General features: G+C 71.7%; 14 protein-coding genes and 1 tRNA gene. 7 read left to right on the top strand and 8 right to left on the bottom strand.

The window, feature by feature from the left end; translation table 11 throughout:
- Positions 1 to 94: 94 nt before the first annotated feature.
- Positions 95 to 1,729, top strand: coding sequence for an alpha/beta hydrolase (locus ACZ4SW_RS32250; protein WP_468252426.1), 1,635 nt, complete (start codon positions 95 to 97; stop codon positions 1,727 to 1,729).
- Positions 1,730 to 1,837: 108 nt separating this feature from the next.
- A tRNA-Thr gene (locus tag ACZ4SW_RS32245) sits at positions 1,838 to 1,914 on the top strand.
- 168 nt (positions 1,915 to 2,082) lie between these two features.
- Here the strand turns inward: ACZ4SW_RS32245 and ACZ4SW_RS32240 are convergent.
- The 7 genes from ACZ4SW_RS32240 to ACZ4SW_RS32210 all read right to left on the bottom strand — a co-directional run bounded on the left by ACZ4SW_RS32240 (position 2,083) and on the right by ACZ4SW_RS32210 (position 10,293).
- Positions 2,083 to 4,503 carry an N-acetylmuramoyl-L-alanine amidase gene (locus ACZ4SW_RS32240; protein WP_468252425.1) on the bottom strand — a complete coding sequence of 807 codons (2,421 nt, stop codon included), beginning with the start codon at positions 4,501 to 4,503 and terminating at the stop codon, positions 2,083 to 2,085.
- 289 nt (positions 4,504 to 4,792) lie between these two features.
- Positions 4,793 to 5,050, bottom strand: a complete 258-nt coding sequence (locus ACZ4SW_RS32235) for a hypothetical protein (RefSeq protein ID WP_468252423.1) — start codon at positions 5,048 to 5,050, stop codon at positions 4,793 to 4,795.
- Positions 5,047 to 5,289: a hypothetical protein gene (locus ACZ4SW_RS32230; RefSeq protein ID WP_234519923.1), complete on the bottom strand. Its 243-nt coding sequence runs from the start codon at positions 5,287 to 5,289 to the stop codon at positions 5,047 to 5,049. Before ACZ4SW_RS32230 ends, ACZ4SW_RS32235 begins: the two co-directional genes overlap by 4 nt.
- Before the next feature lie 2 nt (positions 5,290 to 5,291).
- Positions 5,292 to 5,780, bottom strand: a complete 489-nt coding sequence (locus ACZ4SW_RS32225; protein ID WP_468252422.1) for a hypothetical protein — start codon at positions 5,778 to 5,780, stop codon at positions 5,292 to 5,294.
- Between the two features lie 643 nt (positions 5,781 to 6,423).
- Positions 6,424 to 8,265 (bottom strand): trypsin-like serine protease, encoded by a 1,842-nt coding sequence (locus ACZ4SW_RS32220; RefSeq protein ID WP_468252421.1) that lies wholly within the window; start codon positions 8,263 to 8,265, stop codon positions 6,424 to 6,426.
- 139 nt (positions 8,266 to 8,404) lie between these two features.
- Complete coding sequence (locus tag ACZ4SW_RS32215) at positions 8,405 to 9,049, bottom strand: response regulator transcription factor (protein ID WP_468252419.1); 645 nt, start codon at positions 9,047 to 9,049, stop codon at positions 8,405 to 8,407.
- Complete coding sequence (locus tag ACZ4SW_RS32210) at positions 9,037 to 10,293, bottom strand: sensor histidine kinase (protein ID WP_468252418.1); 1,257 nt, start codon at positions 10,291 to 10,293, stop codon at positions 9,037 to 9,039. Before ACZ4SW_RS32210 ends, ACZ4SW_RS32215 begins: the two co-directional genes overlap by 13 nt.
- Before the next feature lie 133 nt (positions 10,294 to 10,426).
- Between ACZ4SW_RS32210 and ACZ4SW_RS32205 the strand changes: the two genes are divergently transcribed.
- From ACZ4SW_RS32205 to ACZ4SW_RS32190, 4 genes are all read left to right on the top strand, one after another.
- Positions 10,427 to 10,903: a hypothetical protein gene (locus tag ACZ4SW_RS32205; protein ID WP_468252416.1), complete on the top strand. Its 477-nt coding sequence runs from the start codon at positions 10,427 to 10,429 to the stop codon at positions 10,901 to 10,903.
- 59 nt (positions 10,904 to 10,962) lie between these two features.
- The gene (locus tag ACZ4SW_RS32200; protein ID WP_468252415.1) at positions 10,963 to 11,598 is read left to right on the top strand and encodes a class I SAM-dependent methyltransferase; all 636 of its coding nucleotides are present in this window, start codon (positions 10,963 to 10,965) and stop codon (positions 11,596 to 11,598) included.
- Between the two features lie 465 nt (positions 11,599 to 12,063).
- Positions 12,064 to 12,552, top strand: a complete 489-nt coding sequence (locus ACZ4SW_RS32195) for a hypothetical protein (RefSeq protein WP_468252413.1) — start codon at positions 12,064 to 12,066, stop codon at positions 12,550 to 12,552.
- A gap of 72 nt (positions 12,553 to 12,624) precedes the next feature.
- A complete protein-coding gene (locus ACZ4SW_RS32190; protein WP_468252412.1) occupies positions 12,625 to 14,622 on the top strand; it encodes an NHL repeat-containing protein in 1,998 nt (665 codons plus the stop codon).
- Positions 14,623 to 14,634: 12 nt separating this feature from the next.
- Here ACZ4SW_RS32190 and ACZ4SW_RS32185 read toward each other — a convergent pair whose 3' ends face one another.
- A complete protein-coding gene (locus tag ACZ4SW_RS32185; protein ID WP_468252411.1) occupies positions 14,635 to 15,471 on the bottom strand; it encodes a TrmH family RNA methyltransferase in 837 nt (278 codons plus the stop codon).
- Between the two features lie 276 nt (positions 15,472 to 15,747).
- Between ACZ4SW_RS32185 and ACZ4SW_RS32180 the strand changes: the two genes are divergently transcribed.
- Entirely contained in the window at positions 15,748 to 16,665 is a 918-nt protein-coding gene (locus tag ACZ4SW_RS32180) for a glycosyltransferase family 2 protein (protein WP_468252410.1), read from the top strand.
- The last annotated feature ends 455 nt before the right edge of the window (positions 16,666 to 17,120 follow it).

The raw sequence follows: 17,120 nt of genomic DNA, 5'->3' as shown, positions 1-17,120 counted from the left end.
GATCGATCGACCGCACCTTGTGCCGATGTCACTCGTACGGGGCGCACCGATCACTCTCAGGCATCATTCCGGCGCGCAGGGTTACGCTCACGGAATGCACACCAGGCGCATTCCCGGACCGTCCCGCCTTCTGCAACCCCTTCTGCAACCCCTCCGCCGCCCCCGAGGCGCCCGTCGTCCCCTGCCCGTGACCCGGACGGGCGGCTCGCTGCTCGCCGCCGTGCTGCTCGTCTCGGCCTGCTCCACCGGCAGCTCCACGACGGCGACCGCGCAGGCGGCCCCCGCCGCGCTGCCCCGGGCGACGCGGTCGGCGCTGACCCCGTACTACACGCAGAAGCTGACCTGGCGCACCTGCGGCGTCCCCGGCTTCGAGTGCGCCACGATGAAGGCCCCGCGCGACTATGCCGAGCCGGGCGCGGGCGACGTACGGCTCGCCGTGGCCCGCAAGAGGGCCGCCGGTCGCGGCAAGCCCCTCGGGTCGCTGCTGGTGAATCCGGGTGGGCCGGGCGGCTCGGCGGTCGGCTATCTGGAGCAGTACGCGGGCGTCGGCTACCCGGCCGAGATCCGCGCCCGCTACGACATGGTCGCCGTCGACCCGCGCGGCGTGGCCCGCAGCGAGCCGGTCGAATGCCTCGACGGGCCCGAGATGGACGCGTTCGCGCAAACCGACACCACCCCCGACGACAAGCGGGAGACACAGCGCCTGGTCGACGCCTACAAGCGCTTCGCGGAGGGCTGCGGGCGACACTCGGCGGCCCTGCTGCGCCACGTTTCCACCGTCGAGGCGGCCCGTGACATGGACATCCTGCGCGCGGTGCTCGGCGATCGAAGACTGAACTACGTGGGAGCGTCCTACGGGACGTTCCTGGGTGCGACGTACGCGGGACTCTTCCCGAAGCGCGTGGGCCGCATGGTGCTGGACGGCGCGATGGACCCGTCCCTGCCCGCGCGCAGGCTCAACGAGGAGCAGACGGCGGGGTTCGAGACGGCGTTCCAGTCCTTCGCCAAGGACTGCGTGCGGCGGCCGGACTGTCCGCTGGGCGGCCCGGGCACGCCGCCGGCGAAGGTCGGCGAGCGGCTCAAGGCGTTCTTCGGGAAGCTCGACGCGTCCCCCATCCCGGCGGGCGACGCGGGCGGGCGCAGGCTCGGCGAGGCACTGGCGACCACCGGGACGATCGCGGCGATGTACGACCAGGCCGCCTGGCCGCGACTGCGCCAGGCGCTGACCTCGGCGATGAAGCACCGCGACGGCGCCGGGCTGCTCGCGCTGTCGGACAGCTACTACGAGCGGGACGCGAACGGCAGGTACTCGAACCTGATGTTCGCCAACGCGGCCGTGAACTGCCTGGACCTGCCGCCCGCGTTCTCCGGCCCGGAGGAGGTGGAGAAGGCGCTCCCGGTGTTCGAGAAGGCGTCCCCGGTGTTCGGGCGGGGCCTGGCCTGGGCCTCGCTGAGCTGCGCGTACTGGCCGGTGCGCGCGACCGGGCGGCCGCACCGCATCCAGGCGGAGGGAGCGGCGCCGATCGTGGTGGTGGGCACGACCCGCGACCCGGCCACCCCGTACCGCTGGGCACGCTCCCTCACCGCCCAGCTCTCCTCCGCCCGGCTCCTCACCTACGACGGCGACGGCCACACGGCATACGGCCGCGGCAGCGGGTGCGTGGATGCGACGATCGACACCTACCTGCTCCGCGGTACCCCGCCGGCCAAGGGCAAGCGCTGCTCCTGACCGCCGCGACGCTCCCCGGAGGCGCCGCCTCCGGGGCGTGGTCAAAGCACCCCCGGAAACTGTGTAGACTTACCGACGTTGCTGATCGCACCATAGTGCGGGAAGCGCGCCGCCTTAGCTCAGATGGCCAGAGCAACGCACTCGTAATGCGTAGGTCTCGGGTTCGAATCCCGAAGGCGGCTCCAGCGAAGGCCAGGTCATATAACCAGTGACCTGGTCTTTTTTTATTGCCTTGATCGGGTCTTGGTCTCCAGCAGTCGTTGGTCGGGCCCCGAACGCCTGCCGATGAACAAGCCCTCCCCCCGCGGGCATCCCGCGGGCGGAGGGCTCCTTCGTGAGGTGTGGCCGATGGGTCAGCCGATGGTGGTGATGCCGTCGGTGGTGACGGTCGGGCGGCCCGAGGTGCCGACCAAGACGATCTTCAGGGTGTGTTTGCCGGAGCTGGACCAGGTCTTGGTCCAGATCGCCTGGCGGTAGAGGGTGGTGGAGGACTTCAGGTCCACCGTGGTGACCCTGGTGCCGTCGACGTAGACGTACGCCTGGCCCGAAGTGGAGGCCCGGGAGACGATCCAGGCCACGGAGCGGCCGGTGAAGGTCCAGCTGATCGAGGCCCCGGCGGACGAGGAACTGTAGGAGTAGCCGCCCAGGTAGCTCGAGCTGCTCCTGCGGGTCCAGGTGCCGGTCCGGGTGGTGGAGGTCTCCTGGATGATGTTCGGCGTCCGGTAGACGGTGGCGCCGCCGGTGTTGCCGGCCACGTCGTACGCCTTCAGGCCGAACAGGTCCGAGGTACCGGGCTTGGCCCAGGTGTTCCAGGAGGTCGCCGTCGGGCCGAAGGTGGCCGAGGACGGCGCGGTCGCCATGACCTTGGCGAGCGCCGCGTCGTCGGCGGCCCTCCAGGTCACCGTGACCGGGACCGACGAGGGATACACCGTGCCGGTGCGCACCTGTACGCCGGGCGCGGTCGGGAAGGTGGGCGCGGTGGTGTCGCCGACCAGGGTGACCGAGCCGGAGAGGGTGGTCGACCCGCGGACGTGGGTGGCGCGGACCTGGACGGTGTGGCTGCCGGAGGCGACCGAGATCGAAGCGGAGCGGGCGGAGCCGGCGGCGTGCGCCACGGCCTTGCCGTCGACCAGGACGTCGAAGCCGGAGATCACCGCGGACGGCGTGGCGGTCGTCCAGCTCACCGTGGCCGCGCCCTTGGTGTAGTAGCTCGTCCCGGACTTGGTCGCCCCGCCGGACATGCCGGTGACGGAGACCGCACTCACCGGGCCCGCCGCGTACGAGCGGACCGTGCTCAGGGCGTTGTAGAGCTGGTTGCCGGGGCAGTCGGTGGCGAAGCCGTTGCGGTGCCCGGAGACGACGTCGAAGCTGTAGCTCTTGCCCAGCGTGAAGCCGTAACTGTCGGAGGCGCCCTCGGGCAGCGACGCGGTACCGGTGCCCGGGTTGACGCCCGTCATGCCGAACTTCCAGGCCGCTATCCGGGCGATGGAGCCCAGCATCGCCTGGCTCGGCGTGGCCCCGGGGAAGGTGCTGGCCGTGGAGTCGCCGCCGCTGAGGTCGGTGTACGTGCCGATGGCGGCCACGCCCATGCTGTTGGTGTTGAACCCGTACGTCTGGGCGCCCACGACCGGCAGCGCCATCCCGCCGAAGCGGCCCTCGAAGATGGTGCCGCACTTGTCGACGAGGAAGTTGTAACCGAGGTCGCGCCAGCCCTGGTTGAGGTGCTCGGCGTAGATGCCGCGCACGATCGCCGGGGAGTCGGCGCAGGAGTAGTTGTTGGTGGTGTCCGTGTGGTGGACGAACATCACCTTCACCGCCGAGCCGTACGTCGGGTAACCCGACTCCCGCGCGCACTCGTCCGCTCCCCAGTCGGCCCGGGTGACCACGGTGGGCGGCGCCACCGTGGAGGTGGTCGCGGACGGCATCGGGTTCGGCGGGGTGGGCGACGCCGACGCGGAGGGGCTTGCCGATGAGGTCGTGCAGGACGGGTACGCCTGGGAAAGCGACGGAAGCTGGCTGGGCCAGGACGTCGGGGAGGCGCTCGGCGAGGTGGAGGCGGAGGTCCCGGTGGACGGCGAGCCGGATGCCGAGTCACTGGCGCTGGGGGTGTCCGGGGGAGCGGCGGAGTCCGTCGCGGTCGGGGTGCCCGAAACGTCGCCGCTCGCTGTGGCCGTCGCGGTGTCGGTCGGGGCGACGCTGTCCGTCGGCGTCGCGGTGTCGGTGGCGGTCGCGTCCATGGCGTACGCGGCCAGGCCCATGCCGGAGTCCTGCGTCCCGCCGGTGGCGGGCTTGCCCGGGTCGACCAGATCCACCCGCAGCCCGCCGGGCAGCGCGGTCGCCTTGCCCGCGCCGGTCACGCGCACCTGGATCCCGTTCGACGGCCCCGACCACATGGGCGACATCCCGCCCCGCACACCGGGACGGTTCAGCTCAGCGGCGTCGGGGATGTCGTCCGGCTGCTGCATCTTCAGCCACGGAGTCCAGTGGCCGTCGGCGGCCGAACGGGTCCGCACCTCCACCGTGCCGCGCAGTTTGGCGTGCGCACCGTTCCAGGTGACGCCCACCATGCTGAACGGACCCGTGGACCGGGCGCCCAGGGTTTTGAGCGATGCACTGGCCCCGGCCAGGGGCAGGGAGTGGACATGCGTCTTGATCGGCCCCCGCGCGGCCGGCGCTCCGCCACGATCCGGCGACCCGGCCATGGCGACGGTCGCCACGGCCACGCCGCCACCGGCGACGACCGCCCCCACCGCCACCCAGGTGCGCGTCTTCAAACCGGCTCGGCGACGACCGCGCCGAACCCTGTGTTCAGTTCTCATGCCCACCCTGTTCTGTTTCAGTTTTCATCACAGCCATCGGGGGGCACGGCAGCCACAGGAGTGCCCTGGAGTACCAGCGCATCCGAACGTTCAAGCGTCACAGATCCCGAATTCGGGCGGGGAACGGGATGCCCCGGGCCCCCGGGCCTGGGGCATCGGCATCGGCCTGTGACTTCAGGATGAACGGAGTTCGATGCCGGATCCGGTAGCCGGTCCGGGACCCAGGCCGCCCGGCGTCACATGGTCACCACAGCCACACGCCAAGGGCGACGACAGCAATGCCGATCGTGATGATCGTCGGCCCGATCATGTAACCGGCCCACTTCCTTCGGCCTACGAGGTCCCGCATACCGAAGGACATGGCTCCACCGACAAGGACGATCAAGCAGCCCGCGAGCACGACGAGCGCCGCAAAGAAGGGAACCCAGCCGGGATCGTAGTTCGGGTTGTTGTGTGCGACCCCCGCCAGGATCATGTCGCCGGGCCCGTCGTGCCCTGTCACAACAGCCCGAAGCTCCAGCCGGCGATTGCAAGACCGATCACGAGGATCACCGGCCCGAGAACGTAGTTGCCCAACTTCTTCTGATCGCTGACGCTCCAAAGAGCAACGGTCAGGGCGGCGCCGATGACGACGATCAGGCACCCGCCAACCCCGAGGAGCGCCCAGAAGAAGCCGGCCCAGGTGGCGGGGTGGTCCGGGTTAGGGTTCGAAACGGCCGCCAGCCTCACGTCGCCGATCATGCTCACTCGTCCTTCGCCAGATCCTGGACATCCGCCTCGATGCCGGAGCCGGCAGCGTAGACGCCCGTGTTCAAGGTGGTTCCCACGGTGTTCTTGAACGCGCTGTCGGCCAGCTCGCCCCGGTCACTGAGGTTCTTGCCGCCGAGACTCCCGTGCTGCTCCAAGGCATGGTTGACGCCGTGGTTCTGGGCGTTCCCGAAGGCACCGGTTGCGGCGTTCGTGAGGGCGTTCTGGCCCATCGTCGAGGCATCCCGGTCGTTGGCGATGTCAGTCGTGAGTCCACCGGCCACGTTGCCCGCGGCGCCGTTGACGGTGGTGCCCAGCAGGCCGTCTCCCCTCAGGACGTCGCCGGCCACCCCGGTCAGTCCGGCTGCGTCCGCGAGCGCCGCGCCGCCCCCAGTGAACACGGCTGTTCCGCCGGCGGCCCAAGCGCCGCTGGCGAGGTCGTCTCCGACGGTCACGGGCCGGCCGTTAACGGCCTGGTTGAGCATCGTGCTGCCCGAGTCCGCCACGAAGTTCGTGACGAAGCTCTCGGCACCCTTCTTGAGGCCGGCTGCGCCAGGCCCTTGGCTTCCCTGTCGAACTTCCCGGCAAGGTCGGTCAGCGTGTCGGGGTCGACACCGAACTGGCTCATCCCGCTTCCCCCGTCGTCGAGTACATGGACGGACCAGCAGTACTGGAGGAGGTGATGCGCGGGGAAGTGGGTTTTGCGGGTTCAAGACGCGATGATGTCGCGCCCTTTGGCCGGGAGATCCACCGGCTTGAAGTCGCCGGTGTCGTGCGCCGGAAATCACAAGAATCGGTTGGCGCCTTCTTTGCGTGGTGCGTCAAGGCCCTGCCGGCGTGGAGACCGGTCGCATGCGGGTACCGGCCGCATGCGGGTACCGGCCGGAACCGCCGTCGACCTGGGGCGCCCCGGCCTGTCCGGGTTCCGCGCTCGGGTGCGGTCCTCGCACGCCAACGGGAGTTCCGTGGACACCGTGAACTCGACGGCGTACGGCGCCTGTAAGCACTTCCTCTTCAGCCGCCGGCTCACCGACTGGCGAACGGGCCCGCGTGCGTCCTGACCAGGACGCGCGCGGGCCCGTTCTCACCCGGTGTCCGGGGGCGGGACCTCTCCCGCCCCCGCACCGGTCAGCTCAGCCGGTAGCCGCCGTAGCCGTACCCGATCTTGACGCGGGAGGCCAGCGGGTGCGAGACGTCGCCCGTGCCTTCGTACAGCCACAGGTTGCCGCTGCTGTCGCGGGCGATGAGGTCGGAGTGGCCGTTGCCGGTCATGTCCCCGTTCATCACGTACGCGTTGTAGTGGAAGCCCCAGCCGATCTTCACGCGGGACGCCAGCGGGGCCGACGGCTTGCCGGTGCCCTTGTACAGCCACAGGTTCCCGGAGGAGTCCTGGGCGAGCAGGTCGAGCTTGCCGTCGCCGGTGAAGTCGCCCTTGCCGAAGACGTTGGTGCCGTACTGGCCCCAGCCGTAGCCGAGCTTGACGCGCGAGCCGAAGTTGCCGTGGCCGGTGCCCGGGTAGCGCCAGAAGTTGCCGCTGGAGTCGATGGTCAGCAGGTCCTGCTGGCCGTCACCGGTGAGGTCGCCGGGCACGAGCATGACCTTCATGCCGTTCCAGCCGGTCCCGAGCGTGGTGACGTCGGTGTTGCCGGTGGACAGGTTGTAGTGCTGCCAGTACAGGGTGCCGTCGGTGGTGCGCACCAGCAGGTCGGCGTAGCCGTCGCGGTCGAGGTCGGCCTGGCGGACCAGGTTGACCCCGCTCCAGTCGCCGAGCGAGATACGGGCCGCGAAGGACTTGCCGCGCGAGTCGTACTCGTAGCCCTGGCCGTTGGAGGCGATCGCGAACATGTCCGCGCGGCCGTCACCGCTGAGGTCGGTGTCGTCGATGCGCGGTTCCGCCGCACCGACGTAGCTGCTCAGCTTCGTGAAGACGCTGTACGAGCCCTGGGCCACGCAGTCCTGCACGCCCCACGACACGACGCCGACGACGCGTCCGTTCACGACCAGCGGGCCGCCGGAGTCGCCGTTGCAGGTGGCGACGGTGCCGCTGTCGGAGCCGCTGGCCGGCGCACCGACGCAGGTCATGGCGCCCGTGACGAAGTCGCTGCCGTAGTAACCCGAGCAGGTCGAGTCGGCGTTCACCGGCACGGTGGCCTTGCGCAGGGCCTGCGAGATGTCCTGGCTGGTGGAGCTGGTGCGCCCCCAGCCGTAGATCTGCGCCTGGGTGCCCGCCTGGTACGACGCGGTGTCGTCGGAGGTGGTGATGGGCAGCGGCTTGGCGCTGATCGGGTCGGGCAGCGTCAGCACGGCGACGTCGTTGACGGCGGTGCCGTGCGAGGTGATCGTGAACGAGGGATCGTTCCACTGCCGCCAGACGCCCGTCACCGTGCCGCCGTGGAAGTCGGTGGTGTTGGTCGACGAGTCGGTGGTCGGCAACTGGTCGGTGCCGTAGACGATCGAGCCGTTGTTGTGCCAGTCATAGCCCGAGACGCAGTGCGCGGCGGTGAGGATCTTCGTGGGCGACACGACGGTGCCGCCGCAGAAGAAGCCGAGGTCGTCACTGGTGTCGGCGGTCCCCTTGTCGTCGTAGTACCACAGCTGCACCATCCACGGGGCCGTGGAGATGCTGGTGGTCGTGCCGCCGACGATCTGGGTGCGGGCGGTGCCGGAGGCCGACGGCTGCGGCTTCGGGCTGGTGGTGGTGCCGGACGGCGCGCCCGCGCTCGCGGCGGGGCGCAGGCTGGCCGGAGTGTTGGCGGCCGGCGCGGTGAGCGCGCCGTGCACGCGGGCGGTGAGCTGCGACTTGTCGCCGCTGCCGTGGCCCTGGACGCCGATGTCTGTCGGCAGTGGCGTCGCGTGGGCGGGCGCCATGAGGAACGCGCCGGCGCCGCCGAGGAACAGCGTGGCGGCAGCGGCGCGTACGGCTATCCGGCCCCGGCGACGGTGGTTCCCGCCTCTGTGGGCAGAGGACACTCAGGTCTCCTGGTGGGTGAAGATGCTGCATACATCGAAAGACAAGCGGCTGATGCTACTTCCGACTCGCCGATCTTCACCAGTCCCACAGGCCACGGAAGGTTAAACTTTTCACTTTCGTAACCGAGCGCGTCGACCGTCAGGCCACCCCGAGGAAGCGCAGGACCGCGAGGACCCGGCGGTGGTCGGCGTCCGCCTTCGGCAGGTCGAGCTTGGCGAAGATGCTGTTGATGTGTTTGGCCACCGCGCTCTCGCTGACCACGAGTTGCCGCGCGATCCCGGCGTTGGACCGGCCGCCCGCCATCAGCTCCAGGACCTCGCGTTCGCGCGGGGTGAGCCGGTCCAAGGGGTCGCTGTGGCGGCGCACCAGCAGTTGGGAGACCACCTGCGGGTCCAGTGCGGTGCCGCCCGCGGCCACCCGCCGCAGCGCGTCGGCGAACTCCTCCACGTCCGCGACCCGTTGCTTGAGCAGATAGCCGATCCCGGAGGTGTTGGCGGCCAGCAGATCGGCCGCGTACCGCTCCTCCACGTACTGCGAGAGCAGCAGCACCGCCGTGTCCGGCCACTGCCGCTTGACGACCAGCGCGGCCCGCACCCCCTCGTCCGTGAAGCCGGGAGGCATGCGGACGTCCACCACCGCGATGTCGGGCCGGTGTTCCTCCACCGCCGCCAACAGGGTTTCCGCGTCACCGACCTCGGCGGCCACCTCGAACCCGGCCATCTCCAGGACCTTCACCACGCCGATCCGGAGCAGTACGGAATCCTCGGCGATCACGGCGCGCACGGCAGCTCCACGGTCAGGACGGTCGGCCCCCCGACGGGGCTGTCGACCGACAGCGTGCCATCGACCGAAGCGACCCGCTTCGCCAGCCCCGCAAGACCGGTGCCCCGGGTGAGGTCGGCGCCGCCCGCACCGTCGTCGCTGACGACGACCAGGAGGGCCGCGCCGAAGCGTTCCACGGTGACCTCGGCCCTGGACGCCTCCGCGTGCTTCACCACGTTCGTCAGCGCTTCGGAGACGACGAAGTAGGCGACGGCCTCGATCGTGGGCGACGGCCGTGACGGCAGGTTCACCCTCACCCGTACCGGGATGGGCGCCCGGGCGGCGATGCCGGACAGTGCGGCGTCGAGGCCGCGGTCCTCCAGAACGGCCGGGTGCAGCCCGCGCACCAGGCTGCTCAGCTCCTCTATCGCCTCCTTGGCCTCCCGGTGCGCGTCGTCGATCACCCGGCGGGCGTCCTCCGGCAGGTCCCCCAGCGTGGCCTTGGCCAGCCCGAGGTTGACCGCCAGGGAGACCAGCCGCTGCTGGGCCCCGTCGTGCAGGTCCCGTTCGATGCGCCGCCGTTCCGCGTCGGCCGCGTCGACCAGGCCCGCCCGGCTCACGGCCAGTGCCTCGACCCGGCGCGCCAACTGCTCCTCGCGGCTCGGCCCGAGCAGCAGGGTGGCGGCCCGCGTGTCCAGCCGGGTCAGGGCTCCGGAAAGCCAGGAAGCCGCGTAGAGCAGGGCGATTCCGGCGGCGGTGACGTACGCCGCCCAGGTGGTGTAGCCGGGGTGGTCGACGCGCCAGTCCAGCGGCACCAGCCAGAGCCACACGTAGACCGAGGCGGCGGTGACGGCCGCGGCCCACAGCAGGAGGACGAAGGCCCCGGCAAGGGCCAGGAGGGGCCCGTCCAGCAGGTGGTACACGAGCTGCCGCCGGCCCGGCGGGGACATCGGCCACTCGCGCAGCCGGGGCCGCCGCCCGCGGTAGGGGGAGGGGATGTCCACCCCGAGCCGGGTACGGAAGCGGCCGCGCTGCACCTCGGTCAGCAGCGGCCCGGCGAGCACGATGGCCGTGAACGGGATGAACACCGCGAGGAGCAGTTGGCCCGCCGGGTCGAGGACCGGGAGGAAGAGCAGCCACGGCAGGGCCGTGACCAGCAGTACGCCGAGCTGGATCAGGACCCCTGTGGCGAGGAACGCGACCGGTCGTCCGGCTCCTTGGAACGGCCGCAGGACAACACCCCGCAGGCGGGCGGTAGTTCGCATGGGGAAACGGTAGGTGCCGAGGTCAGGAGCGGTCCATGGCGTAAACGGCCGCCTTGGGGGTGCAACCAGTGCCACCCCGGAACGGACAGCCGCGTTACTGACCGTGAGCGCCGCGCCCTGAAGGCTTGGGGACGTGAACGAGAACGGGGAACGCGAGGAGACCGAGCCGATGAGCGTGGTGAGTGTTCGTCAATGTGCGAACGGCAGACAGGAGTTCGCCGGCACGCGAACCCGCCGCAGGTGGCGTATGGAACACGTCCTGGTCGTGTGCGGGGTGGCCCTGCTGCCGTGGCTGGTGGTGCTGGCGGGCGGCCTGCCCGGGAACACCGTCGCCGAGAACTGGTGCAGTGCCTGGATCGGCCTGGACGCCCTGGAGGCGCTGGGCCTGATCGCCACGGGACTGCTGACCGTGCGCGGCCACCACGCGCACCCGCTCACGGCCGCCGCCACCGCGACGCTGCTGGTCGTCGACGCCTGGTTCGACACGATGACGGCGGCACCGGGCGCGGACCGCATCTCGGCGGTCGCGATGGCGTTCGGCGCGGAGCTGCCGCTGGCGGTGGTGTGCGCCGTGCTGGCGGTCAGGGGACACGCCCGCCCCACGGACTGACCGTGTCCCTCCCGGCCCCCGCTCACCACCGTCCCGTCCCGTCCACTCGGAGAAGACCCATGCCCTCAACCGCCCTGACCAAGCCCGGGGTCCGCTGGGCCCTCGCCGTCGGCGCCGTCGCCGCGGGTGCCTGGTGGTTCGGCGACCAGGCCCCGTACCCCTACAGCCAACGCAGGCTGCTCGACCTGCAGTTGCCCTTCCTGACGTCGGGCAACCTGGACTCCGTGCTCCGGCCCCGGCCGGGGGAGCGGATGCTGGAAGTCGGTCCCGGCACCGGTCTGCAGTCGCTGCACGTCGCACCGCAACTCGGCCCGGACGGACGGCTGGACGTCCTGGACATCCAGCCGGAGATGCTCGACCACGTGATGCGCCGCGCGCGGCGGCGGGGCCTCACCACCATCACGCCGACCCGCGCCGACGCCCGTGACCTTCCCTTCGCCGGCGGCACGTTCGACGCCGTGTACCTGGTGACCGCCCTGGGTGAGATGCCGGAGCCGGAGCGGGTGCTGGCCGAGGCCGTTCGCGTGCTGACCCCCGGCGGCCGCCTGGTGGTCGGCGAGTTCTTCGACCGCCACTGGATACCGTTCGGCACGTTGCACCGTCTCGCCGACGCGTCCGGCCTCCACCTGGCCGCCCGCCACGGCTCGACCCTCGCCTACCTGGCCCGTTTCCACCCCTGCCGAGCGGCGGCCTGACCCGGCCTGACGGAGCCTGACGGTCCCGGGCCGCGCCGTCGAGCCCCGGCCCGCCCCCCCACCCGGTGGGGTGGCGGCCCGGAGACGACCGGGTGGGAGAGACCGCGACGGGGGAGGAGGGCCGGACGGTGATGCCCCTCCGGGCCGATGCAGCCGTTCGGCTCAGCAGTGGATGCCCTGGCCGATGCAGCCGTTCGGCTCAGCAGTGGTGGCGGTTCTCCCCGGGGGTGGCCAGGGTGAGGGGTGTCGGCCGGATCGCACGCCGGGCGACGGGTTTCGTGAACGAAGCCGTCAGCGGCTGCGCGTGGGCCGTGCCCGTGGTCCTCGGGCGCCTTCCCGCCCCGCGGGAGGCCCGCTCGACGCGCCGGCCGGTGCGACGAGGTCGCCGAACGGGAACGTGACGGCTGCCGGAATCGTGTCGGGCCCGGGCGGGAGCGGCTTCTCACGTCCGCGAGGAGGATGATCGTGGCACTCAGCGAGAGGGATCTGCTCAGCACCGGCGACGCCGGGCTGATGGAGCTCTTCCGCACCAGTCCGCCCGGTGAGATTCCGACCGGGCCCCTGGAGGGCACGGGCATCCTGCGGTGGGGAGGCGGCTGGGTGGCCCGGGCATGCGCCCGGCTGGTGCGCCTGACCCTGTGGCGGGGCAAGGTCTTCGCCCCCGGGGGCCACCTCAGCAACCGTATGACCCCGTTCGACGTGCTCGCCGTCGTGGCCCAGGTCTACACCGGCCCGAGTCTGGTCGATGACCGGGACTGCATCGTCATCGACTACTCGCAGACCTCCCTGGCCGCCCGTGGAGTGCGCGACGAGATGCGCGCAGTCGGTCCCGGGCTCTACCTCGGTGTGGTGTGGCTGTTCGGGGCCAGGGTCGGCTGGTTCACGCTGCGGGTGCCGAGGCGAGGGGGCGGACCGGCCGAGGGCGGGCCGTCCGCGACCGCGCAGCAGGGCTGATCGGGTCCCGCCCACCGCTCGGGTCCCCACGGCCCCGTCCTGTTCCTCCGCGCAGTGAAGGAAGCCAAAGTCATGAGCACATCAGGCATACGGGCTCGAAGGCCCGTCACCCCCGGGCGGCGGCGCGCAGGACAGTGGACCGCGGCCCGGCCGTGGGTCTCGGCCACGGCCGCGGCGGCCGGCGCCGCCATCGCCCTGGCGATGCCGAACGCCCCCGCACCGGCGCTCCCGGCACCGGCGCCGGGTACCGCGCCGACCGCCCTGCAGGGGACGGTCACCGGGGCGGGAAAGCCGCTGAGCGGAGCCCAGGTCACGCTCTACACCGGGTCGCGTGCCGCGGTCAGGACGCTGGGCCGGGCCACGACCGACGCGCACGGCTCGTTCCGGATCGCGTACGCCAAGCCGGCCGACGGCGTGCTGTACGTCGAGGCGACGCCCGTGCCGGGGCACCGGCTCCGGCTGCGCTCGGTCGTCGGAGTCGGCCCCGGCGGCGGGGTGCCGGAGCGGACCGTGAGCACGGTGACGGTCAACGAGCTGACCACCGTCGCCACCACCTACGCCCTCGCCGCGTTCGACGACCGGCGCGGGATCACGGGGCCCGGCCCCGGTCTGCAGAACGCCGCCGCGACGTCCTTCGACCTCGCCGATCCCGGCACCGGCAAGCCGGCCGCGGCGCTCACGAGCGACAGTGCCAACAGCGAGACCCTGGCCACGCTCGGCACGCTGGCCAACCTGGTCTCCCTGTGCGCGGGCAACACCCCGGGCTGCGACCAGGCCCTTCGCCTGGCGACCCCGCCTGGGGGCACCATGCCCGCCGACACGGTGCAGGCGGTGCTCAACCTCGTCCGCAACCCGACCCTGGCCCCGGCCGATCTTCAGGCCCTGGCACGGACATCGCCGGTCTTCGCTCCCGCGCTGACCGCGGCCCCCACGGCATGGCTGCTGGCGCTCCGCCGCACCGCCGCCGAACTCTACGCTCCGGGCCGCATAGCGTTCGACGCGAAGGGCAACGTGTGGGCGACCAACAACTGGAAGCCGGGAACGCGGGACCCGAACTCCTTCGTCACCGTCCTCGACCCGACCGGCCGGCCGGTCCTGGGCAGCCCGATCGGGGGCGGCGGCATGAAGGGCGGGGCATGGGGGCTCGCGATCGACCACCAGGGATCCGTCTGGGCGCCCAGCTACGGCGGCGACGCCATGGCGAAGTACTCGGCCTCGGGCGTTGTGCTGTCGCCCTCCACGGGGTGGACGAACGGCGGTCTCGTCAAACCGCAGGGGGTCGCCGTCGACCAGCGGGGCAACATATGGATCGCCAACTCCTACGGCCTCAAGGGCGCCCCGGGTCTGGGCAGCGTCGTCGTCTACCCGCACGGCGATCCCACGAAGGCGATCACGATCACCGACAAGAGCCTCAACCATCCGTTCGCCGTCCAGATCGACGGCCAGGGCCGGGCGTGGGTCACCAACAGCCACCTCTCCTTCACCGCGGTCCTGGAATCGCGGCGCATCGACCGGGTCGGCGGCAGCGTGACCGTCATCGGCCCCGACTTCAAGCCGATCGCATCCACCGAGAACAGCTCTCTCCAGGCACCCGTGGGACTTGCCCTGGACTCCAGGGGCAACGCCTGGGTGGCCGGCCTCTTCAGCAGCGCCGTCACCCAGGTCCGGCCCGACGGGACCGTCGCGGGCGTCTACCGACTGCCCAGGACGGTCTTCCCCTGGTCGGTCGCGATCGACGGACAGGACCGCGTGTGGGTCGCCGGTTTCGGCAACGCCTCGGTCTCGCTCCTGTGCGGCGTGAACACCGCCGCCTGTCCGCCCGGCGCCTCCACCGGCACCGTGCTGTCCCCGGAGCAAGGCTTCCGGAACAAGGCGATCCAGCACCTCACGGCGGTGCAGATCGACTCCGCGGGCAACGCCTGGGTGGCCAACAACTGGGCGAAGATCCTCCCGCCGACCGGCGGCGTGGGACTGGTGGAGCTCATCGGGGTCGCCACCCCGGTCTGCACGCCCCTCACGCCCCTGCCGGTACGCCCGTCGCCGACGGCTCCGCATCCCTGTCCGAAGTAGACGTGGACGGGGTCAGCGCAGCCCCGCCGCCATCCGCTGCCGTACCGCCTCGTACGTGAACAGCGCCGCCGACACCGCGACGTTGAGCGAGTCCACCTGGCCGAACATCGGGATCTTGGCCTTGGTGTGGCCGCCCCCCAGCCACCGGTCCGTCAGGCCGTACTTCTCGCTGCCGACGAGGATCGCCGTGGGCCCCGTCATGTCGACGTCCGCCATCAGGACGTCGGTGTCCGGGGTGGTGGCGACGACGTTGACCCCGTGGTCGGCCAGCCAGCGCACGACCTGCTCGGAGTCGGCCGAGGCGATCGGGACGGCGAACACCGTGCCCTTGCTGGCCCGGATCACGTTGGGGTTGCCCCAGTCGGTCACCGGGTTGGCGGAGATGACCGCGGTCACTCCGGCCGCGTCCGCGGTGCGCAGCATCGAACCCAGGTTGCCGGGCTTCTCGACGCTCTCGCAGACCAGGAACAGGGACCGGTCGCCGACCTGGATGCGGGATAGGTCGGTCTCGATGTCCGGGACGACGGCGAGCCAGCCGTCCGGACCCTCCCGGTACGCGGCCTTGTCGAACGCCTGCCTGCTGAGGCTGAACAGGTCGGCGCCGCGCTCGGCCGCCCGGGCCACCACGTCGCGCGGGTCCGACCCGCCGGTCAGCGCGGGGCAGAAGTACAGCTCGCGGGGGCGCACACCGGCCCGCAGCGCGAGGTCCAGCTCCTCGTACCCCTCCACGAGGGTCACTCCGGCGGCCTGCCTGCTGCGCCGGCGGCGGAGGGCGGCGAGTTCCTTGACGTGGGGGTTGCTCGGGCTGGAGATCTCCTTGGGCGACCCGGCCCGGGGGTTGGACGGCATGGGCGGTGGGAGTCACGGTCCGCGGCGGGTTCCGCTCCTCCGTCCCCTTTCTCGTGTTTCTCGTGCTTCCGAACGTTCTCGCTCGTGCTGCCGCGGCGCGCTGCACGCGGTTCCGGCCAGCGTACATGCGGGTCCGACGGGTGGGCGCCGCGTGCCCGCCCGTGCGGAACGCGGCGGAAAATCATCCGTCGCGGGGAGAACCGGCGGACACCGGGCGTCCTCATAGTGAACGGCTAGCATCGCGTGGTCGGCCGTCGGCGGGGAGGGGTGGGCGTCGTGTCGCAAGCGCAGCCGCAGCAGGAACCGGGGCCCAGGATCGCCGTCGCCGTCGTGACCATGGGCAACAGACCCGCCGAGGTCGACGCCCTCCTCGGGTCCGTCGCCAAGCAGGACCTCGCCCCGTCCCGCATCGTGATCGTCGGCAACGGCTGTCCCCTGCCCGAGTTCGCCGCACGCCTGGACCTTCCCGGAGAGGTCACCTGCGTCGAGACCGACGAGAACCTCGGCTGCCCCGGCGGCCGCAACGTGGCCCTCGCCCGGCTGCGGGAGTTCGGCGACGTCGACGTCGTGGTGGAACTCGACGACGACGGGCTGCTGGTGGACGCGGACGTGCTGCGCCGCGTACGGGACCTGTACGCCGCCGATCCCCGGCTCGGCATCGTCGGGTTCCGGATCGCGGACGAGCACGGCGAGACGCAGCGGCGGCACGTCCCGCGGGTCGGGGCCGCCGACCCGATGCGCGGCGGGGAGGTGACCGGCTTCCTCGGCGGTGGGCACGCGCTGTCCCTGGCCATGCTCGCCGAGACCGGCGACTGGCCCGCTGAGTTCTTCTTCGCGCACGAGGAGACCGACCTCGCCTGGCGGGCCGTCGACGCCGGGTGGACCATCCTGTACGCGCCGGAGCTGCTGCTCCAGCACCCGAAGACCTCGCCCGCCCGGCACGCGATCTACTACCGGGTCACGGCCCGCAACCGCGTCTGGCTGGTACGGCGGCGGCTGCCGCTTCCCCTCATCCCGGTCCACCTGGGGGTGTGGATCGCCGTCACCCTGCTGCGGACCCGGTCGGTGGGCGGGCTGAAGGCCTGGTTCGGCGGGTTCGTGGAGGGGCTGCGCACGTCCGGCGGCGCACGGCGTCCCATGCGCTGGCGCACGGTGTGGCGGCTCACCAGACTCGGCCGGCCGCCGGTCATCTGAGCGTCAGGGGACGACCCGGACAGGGCGCGCGTGTCGTCGAGCCGCAGTCTCGTTGAGCCGCGGTGGGTTCCGAAGACGGCACCGTGTCCTTCGGCCGCATGGAGGCGGTCGCCGCGTTGGCGGAGACGACGAAGGGCCCGGTCGTTCACTCCACCGACCGGGTCCTCACGCCACCCCGGATCCGGCCACGGCGGCGACACTCCCCCGAGCTACGCGTGAACGCGCGCGCCGTCGGGCCAGATCCGATGAAAGGATCACATCAGGCCACGCCAACAGATCGCTAACATGGGGCCAACGGCCGGCGAGGAGGCCGTGAGCCGGTCCGTTCCCCGAGAAGTCGTGGGCCGGACCGACGGGAACACGCCGTTTTCCGAAGGGATTCGACGACGGGACGCGGCGCCCGGGCGTGCGCGGTCAGGGGTTGCGCGGCACTCGTGCCGCATGGTGAGGCGAGG

It is taken from the genome of Streptomyces sp. NPDC028331, assembly GCF_055565775.1.
The sequence above is the reverse complement of the archived record's forward strand: the minus strand, read 5'-3'. Positions and strand labels throughout refer to the sequence as shown.

What these genes read in the sequence shown, in the direction of transcription:
- ACZ4SW_RS32250 (WP_468252426.1), top strand. Translation starts at nt 95, where the DNA reads ATGCACACCAGGCGCATTCCCGGACCGTCCCGCCTTCTGCAACCCCTT.
- ACZ4SW_RS32230 (WP_234519923.1), bottom strand. Translation starts at nt 5,289, where the DNA reads ATGATCGGCGACGTGAGGCTGGCGGCCGTTTCGAACCCTAACCCGGAC.
- ACZ4SW_RS32210 (WP_468252418.1), bottom strand. Translation starts at nt 10,293, where the DNA reads ATGCGAACTACCGCCCGCCTGCGGGGTGTTGTCCTGCGGCCGTTCCAA.
- ACZ4SW_RS32185 (WP_468252411.1), bottom strand. Translation starts at nt 15,471, where the DNA reads ATGCCGTCCAACCCCCGGGCCGGGTCGCCCAAGGAGATCTCCAGCCCG.
- ACZ4SW_RS32200 (WP_468252415.1), top strand. Translation starts at nt 10,963, where the DNA reads ATGCCCTCAACCGCCCTGACCAAGCCCGGGGTCCGCTGGGCCCTCGCC.
- ACZ4SW_RS32190 (WP_468252412.1), top strand. Translation starts at nt 12,625, where the DNA reads ATGAGCACATCAGGCATACGGGCTCGAAGGCCCGTCACCCCCGGGCGG.
- ACZ4SW_RS32225 (WP_468252422.1), bottom strand. Translation starts at nt 5,780, where the DNA reads ATGCTCAACCAGGCCGTTAACGGCCGGCCCGTGACCGTCGGAGACGAC.